The organism is Pseudomonas sp. Lb2C2 (assembly GCF_052112205.1).
Taxonomy (GTDB): domain Bacteria; phylum Pseudomonadota; class Gammaproteobacteria; order Pseudomonadales; family Pseudomonadaceae; genus Aquipseudomonas; species Aquipseudomonas kilonensis.
On the sequence record NZ_JAUTYW010000003.1, the window covers coordinates 410,408 to 427,306 of the forward strand.

Annotated in this window: 17 protein-coding genes; 9 read left to right on the plus strand and 8 right to left on the minus strand. The window is 61.8% G+C overall.

Annotated features, from left to right (window positions below; all coding sequences use genetic code 11):
• Positions 1–178 precede the first annotated feature (178 nt).
• Positions 179–634 (minus strand): dUTP diphosphatase, encoded by a 456-nt coding sequence (dut, locus tag Q7F16_RS10085; protein ID WP_003206867.1) that lies wholly within the window; start codon positions 632–634, stop codon positions 179–181.
• Positions 635–638: 4 nt separating this feature from the next.
• Positions 639–1,847, minus strand: coding sequence for a bifunctional phosphopantothenoylcysteine decarboxylase/phosphopantothenate--cysteine ligase CoaBC (gene coaBC, locus Q7F16_RS10090; RefSeq protein ID WP_003206865.1), 1,209 nt, complete (start codon positions 1,845–1,847; stop codon positions 639–641).
• Between the two features lie 145 nt (positions 1,848–1,992).
• On the opposite strand from coaBC, the gene radC reads away from it, so the two are divergent.
• Positions 1,993–2,667, plus strand: a complete 675-nt coding sequence (radC, locus tag Q7F16_RS10095) for a RadC family protein (RefSeq protein WP_046064466.1) — start codon at positions 1,993–1,995, stop codon at positions 2,665–2,667.
• Positions 2,668–2,919: 252 nt separating this feature from the next.
• Here radC and Q7F16_RS10100 read toward each other — a convergent pair whose 3' ends face one another.
• On the minus strand, positions 2,920–4,506 hold the full coding sequence (locus tag Q7F16_RS10100; RefSeq protein ID WP_046064465.1) for an ABC transporter substrate-binding protein: 1,587 nt from the start codon (positions 4,504–4,506) through the stop codon (positions 2,920–2,922).
• 437 nt (positions 4,507–4,943) lie between these two features.
• On the opposite strand from Q7F16_RS10100, the gene rpmB reads away from it, so the two are divergent.
• Together rpmB and rpmG are read left to right on the plus strand one after the other, a co-directional pair.
• Positions 4,944–5,177, plus strand: a complete 234-nt coding sequence (rpmB, locus tag Q7F16_RS10105) for a 50S ribosomal protein L28 (RefSeq protein ID WP_003177273.1) — start codon at positions 4,944–4,946, stop codon at positions 5,175–5,177.
• An 11-nt stretch (positions 5,178–5,188) separates the two neighbouring features.
• Positions 5,189–5,344, plus strand: a complete 156-nt coding sequence (gene rpmG / locus Q7F16_RS10110; protein ID WP_003177274.1) for a 50S ribosomal protein L33 — start codon at positions 5,189–5,191, stop codon at positions 5,342–5,344.
• A gap of 173 nt (positions 5,345–5,517) precedes the next feature.
• Here rpmG and Q7F16_RS10115 read toward each other — a convergent pair whose 3' ends face one another.
• Positions 5,518–5,880 carry a cupin domain-containing protein gene (locus tag Q7F16_RS10115; protein ID WP_046064464.1) on the minus strand — a complete coding sequence of 121 codons (363 nt, stop codon included), beginning with the start codon at positions 5,878–5,880 and terminating at the stop codon, positions 5,518–5,520.
• A 236-nt stretch (positions 5,881–6,116) separates the two neighbouring features.
• Here Q7F16_RS10115 and Q7F16_RS10120 point away from each other — a divergent pair, with 236 nt between their 5' ends.
• The gene (locus Q7F16_RS10120) at positions 6,117–7,610 is read left to right on the plus strand and encodes an aldehyde dehydrogenase (RefSeq protein WP_409555734.1); all 1,494 of its coding nucleotides are present in this window, start codon (positions 6,117–6,119) and stop codon (positions 7,608–7,610) included.
• 322 nt (positions 7,611–7,932) lie between these two features.
• Complete coding sequence (locus Q7F16_RS10125; protein WP_409555735.1) at positions 7,933–9,075, plus strand: MFS transporter; 1,143 nt, start codon at positions 7,933–7,935, stop codon at positions 9,073–9,075.
• Between the two features lie 12 nt (positions 9,076–9,087).
• Here Q7F16_RS10125 and Q7F16_RS10130 read toward each other — a convergent pair whose 3' ends face one another.
• Positions 9,088–10,653, minus strand: coding sequence for a phospholipase D family protein (locus Q7F16_RS10130; protein ID WP_409555736.1), 1,566 nt, complete (start codon positions 10,651–10,653; stop codon positions 9,088–9,090).
• 61 nt (positions 10,654–10,714) lie between these two features.
• Positions 10,715–12,148, minus strand: coding sequence for an aminotransferase-like domain-containing protein (locus Q7F16_RS10135; RefSeq protein ID WP_409555737.1), 1,434 nt, complete (start codon positions 12,146–12,148; stop codon positions 10,715–10,717).
• 179 nt (positions 12,149–12,327) lie between these two features.
• On the opposite strand from Q7F16_RS10135, the gene Q7F16_RS10140 reads away from it, so the two are divergent.
• Entirely contained in the window at positions 12,328–12,573 is a 246-nt protein-coding gene (locus Q7F16_RS10140; RefSeq protein ID WP_409555738.1) for a DUF1127 domain-containing protein, read from the plus strand.
• 53 nt (positions 12,574–12,626) lie between these two features.
• Here the strand turns inward: Q7F16_RS10140 and Q7F16_RS10145 are convergent, their stop codons facing one another.
• Positions 12,627–13,940, minus strand: a complete 1,314-nt coding sequence (locus tag Q7F16_RS10145; protein ID WP_409555739.1) for an NAD(P)/FAD-dependent oxidoreductase — start codon at positions 13,938–13,940, stop codon at positions 12,627–12,629.
• Between the two features lie 145 nt (positions 13,941–14,085).
• On the opposite strand from Q7F16_RS10145, the gene Q7F16_RS10150 reads away from it, so the two are divergent.
• A complete protein-coding gene (locus Q7F16_RS10150) occupies positions 14,086–14,439 on the plus strand; it encodes a YkgJ family cysteine cluster protein (RefSeq protein WP_409555740.1) in 354 nt (117 codons plus the stop codon).
• Positions 14,440–14,591: 152 nt separating this feature from the next.
• Here Q7F16_RS10150 and Q7F16_RS10155 read toward each other — a convergent pair whose 3' ends face one another.
• Positions 14,592–15,080: an Lrp/AsnC ligand binding domain-containing protein gene (locus Q7F16_RS10155; protein WP_003206849.1), complete on the minus strand. Its 489-nt coding sequence runs from the start codon at positions 15,078–15,080 to the stop codon at positions 14,592–14,594.
• A gap of 155 nt (positions 15,081–15,235) precedes the next feature.
• Here Q7F16_RS10155 and dadA point away from each other — a divergent pair, with 155 nt between their 5' ends.
• Together dadA and Q7F16_RS10165 are read left to right on the plus strand one after the other, a co-directional pair.
• Positions 15,236–16,540: a D-amino acid dehydrogenase gene (dadA, locus tag Q7F16_RS10160; protein ID WP_024618128.1), complete on the plus strand. Its 1,305-nt coding sequence runs from the start codon at positions 15,236–15,238 to the stop codon at positions 16,538–16,540.
• Positions 16,512–16,865 (plus strand): RidA family protein, encoded by a 354-nt coding sequence (locus tag Q7F16_RS10165; protein WP_046064458.1) that lies wholly within the window; start codon positions 16,512–16,514, stop codon positions 16,863–16,865. The genes dadA and Q7F16_RS10165 overlap by 29 nt, the downstream gene beginning before the upstream one ends.
• The last annotated feature ends 34 nt before the right edge of the window (positions 16,866–16,899 follow it).

The window sequence follows — 16,899 nt, forward strand, 5'->3', positions numbered from 1 at the left end:
CGTTTTTGACAGAGAGTTCGTGGTGGGAAAGTGCCATGAGACAGCGTTACCCCGGCCTCGCTCGCCTAATACATTGATTCCGGGTGGGAAACCTAGCAGAAAGCCATTGCGCATTTTTTGTCCCGAAACACAAGCTTCACAAACCGGCCGGGCAGGACGCCCGGCCTGTAACCACCGGTCAATGGCTGCCGGAATGCCCGAAACCACCGGCACCGCGCTGGCTTTCGTCGAATTCTTCGACCAGTTCGAAGTGGGCCTGGACCACCGGCACCAGCACCAACTGCGCGATGCGTTCGCCCACGGCAATGTTGAAGGCCGTTTGGCCGCGGTTCCAGCACGACACCATCAGTTCGCCCTGGTAGTCGGAGTCGATCAGGCCCACCAGGTTGCCCAGCACGATGCCGTGCTTGTGGCCCAGGCCCGAGCGCGGCAGGATCAGCGCGGCCAGGCCCGGATCGCCGATGTACACCGACAGGCCGGTAGGAATCAGCAGGGTCTGGCCCGGTTCCAGGATCGTGTCCTGCTTGAGCATCGCCCGCAGGTCGAGGCCGGCGGAGCCCGGTGTGGCGTATTGTGGCAGCGGGAACTCGTTGCCGATGCGTGGGTCGAGGATCTTGGCTTGTAGGGCGTGCATGACATTAAACCTGGTTCAGACGTTCGGCGATAAAAGTGATCAGCTGGCGGGCAATCTTGCTCTTGCTGGTCTGGGCGAAAAGTGTGGCGTGCAACTGGCGGTCGATCACGCTGCAGGCGTTTTCTTCGCTGTTGAAGCCGATGCTCGGGTTGGCCACGTCGTTGGCGACGATCAAGTCGAGGTTCTTGTCCTTGAGCTTGCGTGCGGCGTAATCGAGCAAGTGTTCGGTCTCGGCAGCAAAGCCGACACTGAACGGGCGGTCGGGGCGGGTGGCGATGCTCGCCAGGATGTCTGGGTTACGCACCATTTGCAGTAGCAGGCCGTCGCCGCTTGTAGGGTCTTTCTTCAATTTTTGCGGGGCAACGACTTCGGGGCGGTAGTCCGCCACCGCCGCCGAGGCGATGAACAGGTCGCAGGGGATGGCCGCTTCGCAGGCCGCGAGCATGTCCCGGGCACTGACCACGTCGATGCGCGTGACCCGGTCCGGGGTCGGCAAGTGCACGGGACCGGTGATCAGCGTCACCCGGGCGCCGGCTTCCACGGCAGCTTCGGCCAGGGCGAAGCCCATTTTTCCGGAGCTGTGGTTGGTGATGTAGCGCACCGGGTCGATGTTTTCCTGGGTCGGTCCGGCGGTGATCAACACGTGCTTGCCGGTCAGGGCCTGGCGCTGGAAGCAGTCGGCGGCGCACTGGGCCAGGTCGGTGGCTTCGAGCATGCGGCCCATGCCGACATCGCCGCAGGCCTGGCTGCCAGAGGCCGGGCCGAAGACTTTCAGGGCGCGGCTTTCCAGCAATTGCAGGTTGGCCTGGGTGGCCGGGTCGCGCCACATGGCCTGGTTCATGGCCGGCGCCACGGCGACCACTGCGTCGGTGGCGAGCACCAGGGTGGTCAGCAGGTCGTCGGCGATGCCTTGGGCCAGGCGGGCGATCAGGTCGGCCGTGGCCGGGGCGATCAGCACCAGGTCGGCCCACTTGGCCAGTTCGATATGACCCATGGCGGCTTCTGCCGCCGGGTCGAGCAAATCCAGATGGACCGGGTGCCCGGACAGGGCCTGCATGGTCAGCGGAGTAATGAACTCGCTGCCACCGCGCGTCATGACGACCCGAACTTCCGCGCCCTGGTCGATAAGCCTGCGAACCAGCTCGGCGCTCTTGTAGGCGGCAATGCCGCCGCCGACGCCCAGAACGATGCGTTTCCGATACAGCCGCTGCATAGGCCTGCCTTTCGATTTCAGTGGTCAGTGCAGGGCGAACCCCTTGGCAGCAGCCTGCCAGGGTGCAAATCGCCTGCAAAAAAGATGGGCTACGATATCACAGCGACCGCTACGGAACAGCGGCGCCCACAATCAGGGAGATGCCATGAGTATTCGCGATTGGCCCGCCGCCGAGCGGCCGCGGGAGAGGTTATTGGCGCTGGGGGCTGGGAGTCTTTCGGACGCCGAGCTGCTGGCGATTTTTTTACGAACCGGCGTGTCGGGCAAAAGCGCGGTGGATCTGGCGCGACAACTATTGATTCAATTTGGCAGCCTGCGCGCGCTGCTTGAAGCCGATCAGATCACATTCAGTAATCATATGGGGCTCGGGCCGGCGAAGTTTGCGCAGTTGCAAGCGGTTCAGGAAATGAGCCGTCGGCATTTGGCTGAGCGGGCACGGGAAAAAACGTCGCTGGAAAGCCCGTTCGCGGTGCGTGAGTACCTGAAATCGATGCTGCGCCACGAACCCCACGAGGTGTTCGGTTGCCTGTTTCTCAATTCCAAGCACCAGGTGCTGACCTTCGAGGCGCTGTTTCGCGGCTCTATCGACAGCGCCAGCGTCCATCCCCGGCAGGTCGTCAAGCGCGCCCTGGCCCACAACGCCGCTGCGCTGATCCTGTGCCACAACCATCCCTCCGGCAACACCGAGCCCAGCCAGGCCGACCGGGTGCTCACTGAGCGCCTTCAGGAGGCGCTGGAGCTGATCGATGTGCGGGTACTCGACCATTTCATCGTTGGCGATGGGGAGCCGTTGTCGATGGCGGAGCGTGGGTGGATGTAGGCACGATCAGGCTTGAGTAATCCCTTGTGGGAGCAAAGCTTGCTCGCGATAGCGGTTTTACAGCCAACAGAAATGTTGTATGTGACGACGTCATCGCGAGCAAGCTTTGCTCCCACAGTCCCGCAGTCCCGCAGTCCCGCAGTCCCGCAGTCCCGCAGTCCCGCAGTCCCGCAGTCCCGCAGTCCCACAGTCCCACAGTCCCACAGCCCCACAGCCCCACAGTTTCACAGGAGGGGCTCTGTGGGGCTGGGGTTATTTGAGGTTGACCTTGGAGTAATCCTGGCGCCCAAACGGGCTCACCGCATAACCCTGCACATCCTTGCGGGTGAGCGCGAAGGCGGTCGGGTGCGCCAGGGGCAGCCACAAGGCCTGTTGCTGGATCTGGGCCTGGGCCTGCTCGTAGAGCTTGGCACGCACGCCTTGTTCGCCGGTGGTTTTGCCGGCGCTGATCAGTTTGTCCAGGTCGGGGTTGCAGTATCGGGCGAAGTTGGTGCCGGACTTGACCGCCGCGCAGGAAAATTGTGGCGTGAGGAAGTTGTCCGGGTCGCCGTTGTCGCCGGCCCACCCCATGAACAGCAGGTCATGTTCGCCGGCCTTGGCGCGCCGGATCAGTTCGCCCCATTCGATCACGCGGATTTCCGCCTGGATGCCGATTTCCGCCAGATCCGATTGCAGCAGCTGCGCGCCAAGGCTCGGGTTGGGATTGAGCAGGCTGCCGGAGGGGCGAGTCCAGATGGTGGTCTTGAAGCCTTCCTTCAAGCCGGCCTTGGCCAGCAGGTCACGGGCCTTGGCCGGGTCATGGGCGTAGCCCGGCAAGTGCTTGGCATAGCTCCAGGTGTTCGGTGGATAAGGGCCGCTGGCGGCTTCGGCGGTGCCTTCGAAGACGGTCTTGAGGTAGCTGGGCTTGTCGAAGGCCAGGTTGATGGCTTGGCGCACCTCAGGTTTGTCCAGCGGCGGATGCTGGCTGTTGATCGCCACGAACGCGGTCATGAAGGCGTCGGTCTGCTCGACCTTCAGCGTGGGTTCTTGCTTGGCGGCTTGTACGTCCAGCGGCTTGGGCGACAGGGCGATCTGGCATTCGTTGCGGCGCAGTTTCTGCAGTCGTACGTTGGCGTCCGGCGTGATTGCGAAGACCAGCGGATCCACTTTTGGCTTGCCGCCGAAGTAGGCGTCGTTGGCCTTGTAGCGAATCGAGGCGTCCTTCTGGAACCGGCTGAAAATGAACGGGCCGGTGCCGACCGGTTGGCTGTTGAGTTTTTCCGGCGTGCCGGCCTGCATCAGTTGATCGGCGTATTCGGCCGAATAAATGGAGGCAAAGCCCATGCTCAACGTCGCCAGGAAGGTCGAGTCGGCGTGATCGAGGGTGAAGCGCACGGTCAGCGGATCCAGCGCGTCGATTTTCTTGATCAGTGCCGGCAATTGCATGGACTGGGCGTGGGGGAAGCCACTTTGCGCCACCTTGTGCCAGGGGTTCGCCGGGTCGAGCATGCGCTCGAAGCTGAACTTCACGTCCTCGGCGGTCAGGTCGCGGCGCGGCGTGAAGTAGTCAGTGTGGTGGAACTTGACCTGTGGCCGCAGCTTGAACACGTAGGTCAGGCCATCGGTGGAGACTTCCCAGCGCTCGGCCAGGCTGGGGACCACTTTGCCACTGGCGGTATCGAAGTCCACCAGGCGGTTCATCAGCACGTCGGCGGAGGCGTTGGTGGTCGTCAGGGAGTTGTACTGGACGACATCGAACCCTTCCGGGCTGGCTTCGGTACAGACGCTCAGGGCGGCGGCCAAGGCCTGCGGGGTGATCAGCAGAGGGGCGAGCAACAATGGTAGGGCAGCGAGGCGCATGGTCGGTTTCCTGTGCAAGTCGAAGGCCCATCTGCGAGTGCAGTCTGGAAAAGGCCTACCCTAGTGGGCTCGCTGCTAAATGACTATCCCCTTTTTGCATTTTCCGGCACTCTGCGGCGACGTATCGATGGCCAAAACCCGGCGCAAGTGAAAAAAAACCTGCGTGCAGCGACGAGCGGTAAGGGGCTGCGCCAGCCTCTGCCCCCGCCGTTCGGGGCGGTTGGTCGAGGATATCCTGCGAAGACAAATCACATCGGCTGTTGTTGCACTGTGGTCTTTCTGGTATAAAGCAGCGCTCTTTTCTAGGGGCCCGGTTCCTTCACTGTAGGTGTAGCCGGTAAGACCCTTAAAGAAACGCGGCGCCTGGCGCCAAATGACTGAGAGATTAAGCGGCCAACCCATGCCGGGTTGGGCATGTGGTTTTAGAGGGCTGAGGCATGTCGAGAGTCTGTCAAGTTACCGGTAAGGGTCCGGTGACTGGGAATAACATTTCCCACGCAAACAACAAAACCCGTCGTCGTTTCCTGCCGAACCTGCAGCATCACCGCTTCTGGGTTGAAGAAGAGAAACGTTTTGTGCGTCTGCGCGTATCTGCCAAGGGCATGCGCATCATCGACAAGCGTGGCATCAGTGTCGTGCTGGCCGAACTTCGTCGCGATGGCAAGGTTTAAGGGAGCTAATCATGCGTGAATTGATTCGTTTGATCTCGAGCGCCGGTACTGGTCACTTCTACACTACCGACAAGAACAAGCGTACTACCCCGGACAAAATCGAGATCAAGAAATATGATCCGGTTGTTCGCAAGCACGTGATCTACAAGGAAGGCAAAATCAAGTAATTGATTTTTCCCTTCTTACGAAAAAGGCCCGTATCGCGAGATACGGGCCTTTTTTGTTGCCTGTGAAGGCCTCATCGCGAGCAGGCTCGCTCCCACATTCGACCCTATGACGCCTGAGATCCCTGTGGGAGCGAGCCTGCTCGCGATGAGGCCAGATCCAGCGACACAAATCTTCAGGCCTTCTGTTCGAACACCACATAGATCTTGCGGCACGGCTCCAGCACTTCCCAAGTACCCTTGAACCCTGCAGGAATCACGAAACGGTCGCCGGCCCGCAGGGTCTTGGCATTGCCATCGTTGTCCCGCAGCACGGAAACACCCTGGACGATCTCGCAGTATTCATGCTCGGTGTAATTGACCGTCCACTGGCCGACGGCGCCTTCCCACACGCCAGCGTTCATTTGCCCGCAGGGGCTGCTGTAGTGGTTGAACACTGTTTGTTCGGGGTCGCCCTTGAACACCTTGGCCGGGTCCGGGCGATAACGTTCGGCGGTGGTATTGGCCTGGCTGAAATCGACGATGTCCTGAATGCTCATGCGGGTGATCCCCAGTGATCGCTTGGAAGGCCTCGAGTCTATGTTTATTAAAACGAACATCGCAAGGCCGTTTGCCAGCGTTGTGTCAAATATATTGAAACATGACCAGCCGCTGGTTTAGGGTGGCGGGTGCCCTATGCCGAAAATAGCGCCGAAAGCAGGCTGGCCCGGGCAGAATTCTTTTGAAGCGCTGCGCACCGCGCGGCGTTCGTACTCAATAAGAGGAGGACACACGCATGACCACCCTGACTCGTGCCGATTGGGAACAACGCGCCCGCGACCTGAAGATCGAAGGCCGCGCCTTCATCAACGGCGAGTACACCGATGCGGTGTCCGGCGAAACCTTCGATTGCCTCAGCCCGGTCGATGGCCGTCTGTTGGGCAAGATCGCCAGCAGTGACGTCGCCGACGCCCAGCGTGCGGTCGAAAACGCCCGTGCCACGTTCAATTCCGGCGTCTGGTCGCGCCTGGCACCGAGCAAGCGCAAGGCCACCATGATTCGTTTCGCCGGCCTGCTCAAGCAGCATGCCGAAGAGCTGGCCCTGCTCGAAACCCTGGACATGGGCAAGCCAATCAGTGATTCCCTGAACATCGACGTTCCCGGCGCGGCCCAAGCCTTGAGCTGGAGCGGCGAAGCCATCGACAAGCTCTACGACGAAGTGGCGGCCACGCCGCACGATCAGTTGGGCCTGGTAACCCGTGAGCCGGTGGGGGTCGTGGGCGCTATCGTGCCCTGGAACTTCCCGTTGATGATGGCCTGCTGGAAACTCGGCCCGGCGCTGTCCACCGGTAACTCGGTGGTGCTCAAACCGTCGGAAAAATCCCCGTTGACCGCTATCCGCATCGCCGCACTGGCGATCGAGGCCGGCATTCCGAAAGGCGTGCTGAACGTGCTGCCAGGCTACGGCCACACCGTTGGCAAGGCTTTGGCCCTGCATATGGACGTCGATACGCTGGTGTTCACCGGCTCTACCAAGATCGCCAAGCAACTGATGATTTACTCCGGCGAATCGAACATGAAGCGCATCTGGCTGGAAGCTGGCGGCAAGAGCCCGAACATCGTGTTCGCCGATGCCCCGGACCTGCAAGCTGCCGCCGAATCCGCCGCCAGCGCCATCGCCTTCAACCAGGGCGAAGTCTGCACCGCCGGCTCGCGGCTGTTGGTGGAGCGTTCCATCAAGGACACATTCCTGCCACTGGTGATCGAAGCCCTCAAGGGCTGGAAGCCTGGCAACCCCCTGGATCCGGCCACCAATGTCGGCGCCCTGGTCGATACCCAGCAGATGAACACCGTGCTGTCCTACATCGAGGCGGGGCACAGCGACGGCGCCAAACTGGTGGCCGGCGGCAAGCGCATCCTTGAGGAAACGGGTGGTACGTACGTCGAACCGACGATTTTCGATGGTGTGAGCAACGCCATGAAAATCGCCCAGGAAGAGATTTTCGGCCCGGTGTTGTCGGTCATCGCCTTCGACACTGCCGAGCAGGCCATCGAGATCGCCAACGATACGCCGTACGGCCTGGCCGCAGCGGTATGGACCAAGGACATCTCCAAGGCCCACCTGACCGCCAAGGCCCTGCGTGCCGGCAGCGTATGGGTCAACCAGTACGACGGCGGCGACATGACCGCGCCGTTCGGTGGCTTCAAGCAGTCGGGCAACGGCCGCGACAAGTCGCTGCATGCGTTCGACAAATACACCGAGCTGAAGTCGACCTGGATCAAGCTCTGACAGAGGCGGCCCCGGATCTGTGCGGGGTGTCATGCAGCGCTGATTCCCTCTGTGGGAGCGGGCTTGCTCGCGAAGACGGTTTAACATTCAGCAGTTAAGTTGACTGGCACTCCGCTTTCGCGAGCAAGCCCGCTCCCACATGGGTCGGGGATGAGCGGAAGATTGGCGGCCAACACAATCCTCTGTGGGAGCGAGCTTGCTCGCGATAGCGGTATGACAGTCGACGACTTTGTTGAATGTTGCGCCGCTATCGCGAGCAAGCTCGCTCCCACAGTGTTTTGGGGGATGGCTGAGATTGATAACCCTCCACAGGAGCGTGGAAATGCGTTGGGCGACCTATTTCGCCGTGTTGGCGTCTGTCCTGAGCGTCGGCCTGGCCTTGGGCGTGAGCATGCCGCTGGTGTCGCTGCGCCTGGAGGGCTGGGGCTATGGCTCGTTCGCCATTGGTGTGATGGCCGCCATGCCGGCCGTGGGGGTGTTGCTCGGGGCCAAGGTGTCGAGCCGGCTGGCGGCGCGGTTCGGCACGGCGGCGTTGATGCGCCTGTGCCTGTGGGGCGGGGCGGTGTCCATTGGATTGCTGGCGCTGTTGCCCAGTTATCCGGTCTGGTTGCTGCTGCGCCTGATGATCGGCGTGGTCCTGACCCTGGTGTTCATTCTGGGTGAGAGCTGGATCAACCAACTGGTCATTGAAAAATGGCGCGGACGGTTGGTAGCGCTGTATGGCAGCAGCTACGCCCTGAGCCAGTTGTCCGGCCCGCTGCTGCTGGGCGCGCTGGGGACCGATCATGACTACGGGTTCTGGGTGGGCGTCGGCCTGCTGTTGGCCGCGCCCTTGCTGTTGCTGGGCCGTAGCGGTGCGCCGAGCAGTGAGGCCGGCAGCGTCACGTTCAGCGATTTGTGGACGTTCTGCCGAGGCTTGCCGGCGATTGCCTGGGCGGTCTCGTTGTTCGCCGCGTTCGAGGCCATGATCCTCACGTTGCTGCCGGTGTATTGTCTGCGCCAGGGCTTCACCGCCGACATAGCGCTGGCGATGGTCAGCACCGTGGTGGTCGGTGATGCCCTGTTGCAGTTGCCCATCGGCGCCCTGGCCGATCGCGTGTCTCGCCGGGCGCTGTTGACGGGTTGCGCGGTGGCGCTGACGTTATCGAGCCTGGCGGTTCCGCTGTTGATCGATACCCTGTTGATCTGGCCGCTGTGGGTGCTGTTCGGTGCCAGTGCCGGCGGTTTGTTCACCTTGTCGCTGATCCTGATCGGCGAGCGTTACCGCGACGATGCGCTGGTGCGGGCCAACGCCCATGTCGCGCAACTGTGGGGCCTTGGTTGCCTGGTCGGCCCACTGGCGGCGGGAGCGGGCAGCCAGTGGATTAGCGGGCATGCGCTGCCTTTGTTCATGGCGGCAGGGGCCTTTGGCCTGGTGATCCTGTTGTTGCGCCAAGGGGCATTCGGGACCACCCAAACCGCTTGAACACCCGCAGGATTACAACATCCGCTCCAACCCGATCGTCGTGCTGAACCAGGCATTGAACCGGCGCCACCAACTGCCCGGTTCGCGGTCCAGGTCGTGCGTCTGGCCGTTGTCTTCGGTGGTCCATACAAGCGTTCCATCTTTCAGCCTGGCCTGATAGCTCAGGGCTGGCGCCATGCCCTGCAAGGCCAGGTCGCGCACTTGGCCGGCGAGTTCAGGGCTGTCCACCAGCACGCCGACTTCGGTGTTCCACAGCACCGAGCGTGGGTCGAAATTGAACGAGCCGATAAATGATTTCTGCTGGTCGAAGATGATCGCCTTGCTGTGCAGGCTGGAGTCCGATTCGCCGTAGGATTTGCTGTAGAACAGGTGAGGGCTGCCGCCGCTGTCGCCCGGTTGTCGTCGCAGCTCGAACAGGCGCACGCCGTGTTGCAGCAGGGCCTTGCGGTACGGCGCATAGCCGCCGTGGACGGCGGGCACATCGGTGGCTTCCAGGGAGTTGGTCAGCAGGCTCACCGATACGCCGGCATCGGCGCGACTGGTCAGGTACACCAAGCCTGGCTGACCGGGGACGAAGTAGGCGGAAATCATGATCAATTCTTTGCTGACGCCCGTCAGTTCCGGGGCCAGTTGCGTGGTCAGCAACAGCTGTGGGTCGGGCTCGTCCTTGGCCAGCACTTTGCTGGGGGCGTCCCACAGGGCCTTGTTCCAGGCCCAGATCAACTGGTCGCGCCAAGTGTCCAGGCGTGGCTGGGTCTTGTAGGCGGTCAACTGCTGGTAGAGCGCGTGATTTTCCTTGTGGGTCTGCTCCAGGGACTCTTGCAGGCGCAGACGGCTGTTGGCCAGGTCCTTGGGCGTGGGGCGATGGGACAGGAACTGTTCGATGGGTTTGCTCAGGGCGCTGTTCCAGTACTGGTCAAAGCTGTGCCCCAATTGTTCGGCCACTGGGCCGACGCTGAGCAGGTCGATGTCGGTGAAGTTCAGGTTGGGTTCGGCGTCGAAATACTCATCGCCCAGGTTGCGGCCGCCGACGATGGCCATGCTGTTGTCCGCCAGCCACAGCTTGTTGTGCATCCGCCGATGCTGCAACGACAGGTTGAGCAGGCGCCCGAGGCCACGGGTCACGCCGGTGGCGCGTCCCAGGTGCAGTGGGTTGAACAGGCGGATCTGGATCTGCGGATGAGCGGCGAGGGTCGCGATGATCTGATCAAGGCCATCGCTGGTGGTGTCGTCCAGCAGGATGCGCACGCGCACGCCCCGGTCGGCGGCCTTGAGCAGTTCATCCACCAGCATCCGCGTACTGATGCCGTCATGGACGATGTAGTACTGCAAATCCAGGCTGCCTTGGGCGTGGCGAATCAACTCGGCCCGGGCGATGAACGCGTCGGTGCTGTCCGACAGCAGCCGAAAGCCCGAGCGCCCTTCATGGGAGGCAGCCTGGGCCTGGACCGAGCGGCCGAACGAGGATTCGGCGGCCGGCAAGGTCTGGGAGGGCTCGCGGGTGACATCAAGACTGGCGCAGCCGCTCAGCAGCGAGGCGACTAACAGCAGCGCAGGCAGGATCGGGCTGAATCTCACGTAGGATCGTTCCGCTTGTTCACGTTGATCGGCTGTCGGGTGCTGCTTCCCTGGGTAAAGTTCAGACGATGTCGCGTTGGGTTTCGTTCAACAACGCGATAGCGGCGGTTCCGACCTTGCGTACGGCCTCTTCGATCTGGGTCGTTGGCTTGGCAGCGTAGTTCATACGCAAGCAGTTGCGGTACTTGCCCGATGCCGAAAAGATGCTGCCGACGGCGACCTGCACACCTTGGTCGAGCAGGACCCGATTGAGCTTCAGCGTGTCGAAGCCGTCTGGCAATTCGACCCACAGCATGAAGCTGCCCCGCGGGCGGCTGGCCCGGGTACCCGGTGGAAAATAACGGCTGACCCAGTCGATCATCACGTCGCGATTACGCTGGTATTGCGTACGCATCCGACGCAAATGGGGTTCGAAATGCCCACCCTTGAGAAATTCGGCAATGGCGATCTGCGGTTGTGGCGCGGTGGAGCCGGTGCTGATGTATTTCATGTGCAGTACCCGCTCCAGATACCGGCCTGGCGCGACCCAGCCAATGCGCAGGCCTGGCGCCAGGGTCTTGGAGAAAGAACTGCAGAGCAGGACGCGGCCGTCTTCATCGAAGGACTTGATGGTACGTGGGCGAGGGTAGGTGTAGGCCAATTCTCCATACACATCATCTTCGATGATCGCCACGTCGAAGCGCTGTGCCAGGTTCAGCAGCGCGCGTTTATTGGCATCGGGCATGATGTAGCCCAGCGGGTTATTGCAGCTGGGGGTCAACTGTATGGCCTTGATCGGCCATTGCTCCAGCGCCAGTTCCAGCGCATCCAGGCTGATGCCGGTGAGCGGGTCGGTGGGGATTTCCAACGCCTTCATGCCCAGGCCCTTGAGGGTTTGCATGGCCCCGTGAAAACTGGGTGAGTCCACCGCGACGATATCGCCTTGTTCGCAGGTGGCGCGGATGCTGACCGACAAGGCCTCATGGCAGCCGGTGGTGACGATCAAATCGTTGGGCCCCAGCTGGCAGCCGGAGTCCAGCGACAGTCGGGCAATCTGTTCGCGCAACGCGAGATTGCCGTAGATGTTGTCGTAATACAGGCCGGGCATGTCTTGTCGGCGGCTGATCTGCGCCAGGCTGCGCAGCAGCGGTTTCATGGTCGGCGAATGGATATCCGGCATGCCGCGTCCCAGTTGCACCACGTCCGGGCGCGGTACGGCGCGGATCAGCTCCAGCACCTGGTCCCACTGGGAAATATCCACTGGGCGCTGGGCCGGACGGCCTACCACCGGCAGGTCCGGCAGTTCGCGGCCCACGGGGACGAAATAGCCGGACTTGGGTCTCGGCATCGCCAGCCCACTGTCTTCCAGCACGCGATAGGCCTGCTGCACCGTACTCAAGCTGACCCCATGTTCCGTGCTCAATGCCCGCACTGATGGCAGCCGGTCGCCGGGGCGGTAGAAGCCCTGTTCGATGCGAGTACCGAGCAATTCGGCGAGGTTCACGTAGAGGGTCATGGTGCGCTCCCGATGAGATGGCCCACTGCAACCGATACAGTTGGGGTGGAAAATGACAATTCAGTGCTAGAAATACCGAATCTGTATGCTTATAAAAAAAATGAGTTGAATCTGTATTGCTTTTGACCGTCCGCGCATCATGAAACCTCTGGCTACCCAAGTAAACAGGAGCGATCAAAATGAACGGCTTGAGCGATGTGCGGCTGACGTTACACAGTCAGGAACTGGCGGCAGGGCAGGAGAAGGGGCTGCGCAGCGGGATGTTGCGCAATCCGCCATCCGGCCTGAGCCGTTGGGCCCTGTTCTGGTTTCGTCTGCATACACGCCAAGCCTTGCTGGAACTTACACCCGAACAGTTGCGTGATATCGGGCTGACTCGGGAGCAGGCGCGGGAGGAGGGGCTCAAGCCGTTCTGGCGGCTTTGAAGCGATAAGGAACCTGTGGCGAGGGAGCAAGCTCCCTCGCCACGGTTTTTGAGTTAAACCAACTCTTTCAACCGATGCCACAACATCCCCAGCGCCAACAGCGGCGAGCGCAGGTGCTTGCCGCCAGGGAAGGTCATGTGCGGGACCTGGGCGAACAGATCGAAGCCGCTGCTGTGCTGCCCGCTGATCGCTTCGGCCAACAATTTGCCGGCCAGGTGCGTGGCATTCAGCCCATGGCCGGAATAGGCCTGGGCGTAATACACATTGGGCTGGTCCTTGAGCCGGCCGATCTGCGGCAAACGGTTGGCACCGATGCCAATCATCCCGCCCCATTGATAATCTATTTTCACATCTGCCAGTTGCGGGAAGACCTTGAGCATCTTCGGCCGCATGTACGCGCCGATGTCCTGTGGGTCGCGGCCGGAATAGTGACAGGCCCCACCAAACAGCAAGCGTCGATCCGCTGAAAGCCGGTAGTAATCCAGCGCCACGCGTTGATCGCAGACCGCCATGTTCTGCGGCAACAGCGCCTGTGCCTGGGCCTGGCTCAAGGGTTCGGTGGCGATGATGTAGCTGCCGGCCGGCAGCACTTTGCCGCCCAGTTGCGGATTGAGTCCATTGAGGTAAGCGTTGCAGCCCAGCACCAGCGTCTTGGCGCGGACTGAGCCCTGTTGGGTGTGCACCTTCACTTCAGGGCCGTAGTCGATACGTGTGACCGCCGATTGCTCGAACAGCCTGACCCCCAGCTGCTGCGCGGCGGCGGCTTCGCCCAAGGCCAGGTTCAGCGGATGCAGATGCCCCGAGCCCATGTCGATCAACCCACCAACGTAGCGATCCGAACCCACGACGCTGTGCATCTCGTTGGCTTGCAGCAGTCGGGTCGGGTGGCGATAACCCAGGCTGCGCAGTTCTTCGGCGTCTTCGGCGAAGCCTTCCAGGTCGCTGGGCTTGTTGGCGAGGTCGCAGTAACCCCAGGTGAGGTCGCACGGGATCTGGAAGCGCTCGACGCGCTGTCGGACGATTTCCACGGCCTCAAGGCCCATGAGCTTCATCTGGCGCACGCCGTCGGCACCGATGATCGGCGCAAACTGATCGAGGCCATGGCCGACGCCACGAATCAATTGGCCGCCGTTGCGCCCGCTGGCGCCCCAGCCGATCCGGTGCGCTTCCAGCAGCACCACGCTCATGCCGCGCTCGGCCAGTTCGATCGCCGTGTTCAACCCGGAAAACCCGCCACCGACGACGCAGACATCCGCCAGCAATTCATCCTGCAGCAGCGGATGGTCCGGTTGCGGCAGGCTGCTGGCGGCGTAATAAGAGGCGGCGTGCGCGTGGCTCGGGACAGGTTGCTGAACACGGGCGTTCATGTGCGTAATCCTGATTTTTGTGTTTGAGAAATTTTACGGAGCATAAGCTGGCGATTCCTTACTGGGCAACACCGGTCGGCTGGCGCTGTCTGGTGCGCGGCTTTTAAGGCAGAATTCTGGACCGTCTCCTTCGGTAACCACCTCGATGAGCTGCAACAGTCAAAAAATCCGCACGCTACGCCAGCAGATTCCCTCGTTCGAGTGCGTACCGGGCTGCCATGACTGCTGTGGTCCGGTGACTACCTCGCCCGAGGAAATGGCCCGCTTGCCCCGCAAGACCCGCGCCGAACAGGACGCGGCCATGGAAGCGCTCGAGTGCGTGCACCTGGGGCCCAACGGTTGCACCGTCTACGACGAGCGCCCGCTGATCTGCCGGCTGTTCGGCACCACGGCGACCTTGCCGTGTCCCAATGGCCGGCGACCGGTGGAACTGATCCATCCGCGGGTCGAGAAGCAGATTCATGAATACATGGCCAGCACTCGCCAGGTGTTGGTCTAGCAGGCAGGGATACCGAGTCGCGGCCTTCGCGAGCAAGCTCGCTCCCACAATGGATCTCCGTTGCTCACAAGAGTGTATCCACCTCTGACCGGTGTGGGAGCGAGCTTGCTCGCGAAAGCGGTCGTCCAGACAACCATTGCCTTGAGCCAGGCTCAATCCGGAATCGGCAGGTTCAAGCTCTCCTTCACCTCTTCCATCACGATGTAGCTCTTGGATTCGCGCACATGGGGCAGCTTGAGCAGGATGTCCCCCAGCAGCTTGCGGTACGAAGCCATCTCCGAAATCCGTGCTTTCACCAGGTAGTCGAAGTCCCCTGACACCAGGTGACATTCCAGCACGTGAGGCAGTTTCAGCACGGCGCGTCGGAACTCTTCGAACGTGTCGCCGGATTTGTAGTCGAGGCTGATCTCGACAAACACCAGCAGGCTACCCTTCAAGTGCTGCGGATTGAGCCGGGCGTTGTAGCCCATGATGATGCCCTCGCGCTCCAGGCGCCGTACCCGCTCGGTGCAGGGCGTGGTGGAGAGGCCGACCTTTTCCCCCAGCTCGGTGAAGGAGATGCGCCCGTCCGCCTGGAGAATGCGCAGGATATTGCGGTCGATCTTGTCCAGCTCACGTTTGGTCTGGGTGTTGGTACGCACAGGTGATGCGCCTCCGTGAAAAGGGTTTTTGCCGAGAATTCTCGCCAAATATAGGCGTTTATATAGTGAAAAGCACTGGCTAATCTTTTTTACACTGCGACCATCAAAGCTATGTACAACAAACGTCAGCGGTTATCCGCGATGAGGGCATCAACATGCGCGTTCTGGTCTTGGGTAGCGGCGTCATCGGTACCGTCAGTGCTTATTATCTGGCCCGTGCCGGGTTTGAAGTGGTGGTGGTCGACCGTCAGCCGGCGCCGGCCATGGAAACCAGTTTCGCCAACGCCGGCCAGGTGTCGCCGGGTTATGCCTCACCGTGGGCCGCACCGGGCGTACCGCTCAAGGCCATCAAGTGGCTGCTGCAGCGCCACGCGCCGCTGGCGATCAAGGCCACTGCCGACATTGACCAATACCTGTGGATGGCACAGATGCTGCGCAACTGCACCGCCAGCCGCTATGCCATCAACAAGGAGCGCATGGTGCGCCTGTCCGAGTACAGCCGTGACTGCCTCGACGAGCTGCGCGCCGAAACCGGCATAGCCTACGAGGGCCGTAGCCTGGGGACCACCCAGCTGTTCCGCACCCAGGCCCAGCTCGATGGCGCGGCAAAAGACATCGCCGTGCTGAAAGAGTCGGGTGTGCCGTTCGAAGTACTCGACCGCGAGGGCATTGCCCGGGTTGAACCGGCCCTGGCCAATGTCACCGACATCCTGGCCGGCGCCCTGCGCCTGCCCAACGACCAGACCGGCGACTGTCAGATGTTTACCACGCGCCTGGCGGAAATGGCCGAGAAGCTCGGGGTGCAATTCCGCTTCGGCCAGGATATCCAGCGCCTGGACTTCGCCGGTGATCGCATCAACGGTGTCTGGATCGACGGCAAGCTGGAAACCGCCGACCGCTACGTCCTCGCCCTGGGCAGCTATTCGCCGCAACTGCTCAAGCCTCTCGGGATCCGTGCACCGGTGTATCCGCTCAAGGGCTACTCCCTGACCGTGCCGATCACCAATCCGGCGATGGCGCCGACTTCGACCATTCTCGACGAAACCTACAAGGTCGCGATCACCCGCTTCGACAACCGTATTCGGGTGGGCGGCATGGCGGAAATCGCCGGTTTTGACCTGTCCCTCAACCCGCGCCGGCGCGAAACCCTGGAGATGATCGTCAACGACCTTTATCCTCAGGGCGGCGACCTGGCCCAGGCCAGTTTCTGGACCGGTTTGCGCCCGACTACCCCGGATGGCACGCCAATCGTGGGGGCTACACCCTTCAAGAATCTGTTCCTGAACACCGGTCATGGCACCCTCGGATGGACCATGGCGTGTGGTTCCGGTCGCCTGTTGGCCGACCTGATGGCGAAGAAAAAGCCGCAGATCAGCGCCGAAGGCCTCGATATTTCCCGTTATGGCAGCAAACACCAGGAGTCTGCAAAACATGTCAATCCAGCGCCAGCTCACCAATGACCGCATGAGCCAGGTTGTCGTGCACAACGGCACCGTTTACCTGGCCGGACAGGTCGGCGACGACATGAACGCCGGTATCGAACAGCAGACCCGCGAAACCCTGGCCAATATCGAGCGCTTGCTGGACCTGGCCGGGACCGACAAGAATCGTTTGCTGTCGGTGACGATTTACCTGAAAGACATCGAGGCCCACTTCGAAGGCATGAACGCCGTCTGGGACAAATGGTTGCCCAAGGGCGTCGCCCCGGCCCGTGCCACGGTGGAAGCCAAGCTGTGCGAACCGGAGATCCTGGTGGAGCTGTCCGTCGTGGCCGCGCTGCCTTAATACCGGCCCAAACGATCCCTCTCCCGGTGCTGTT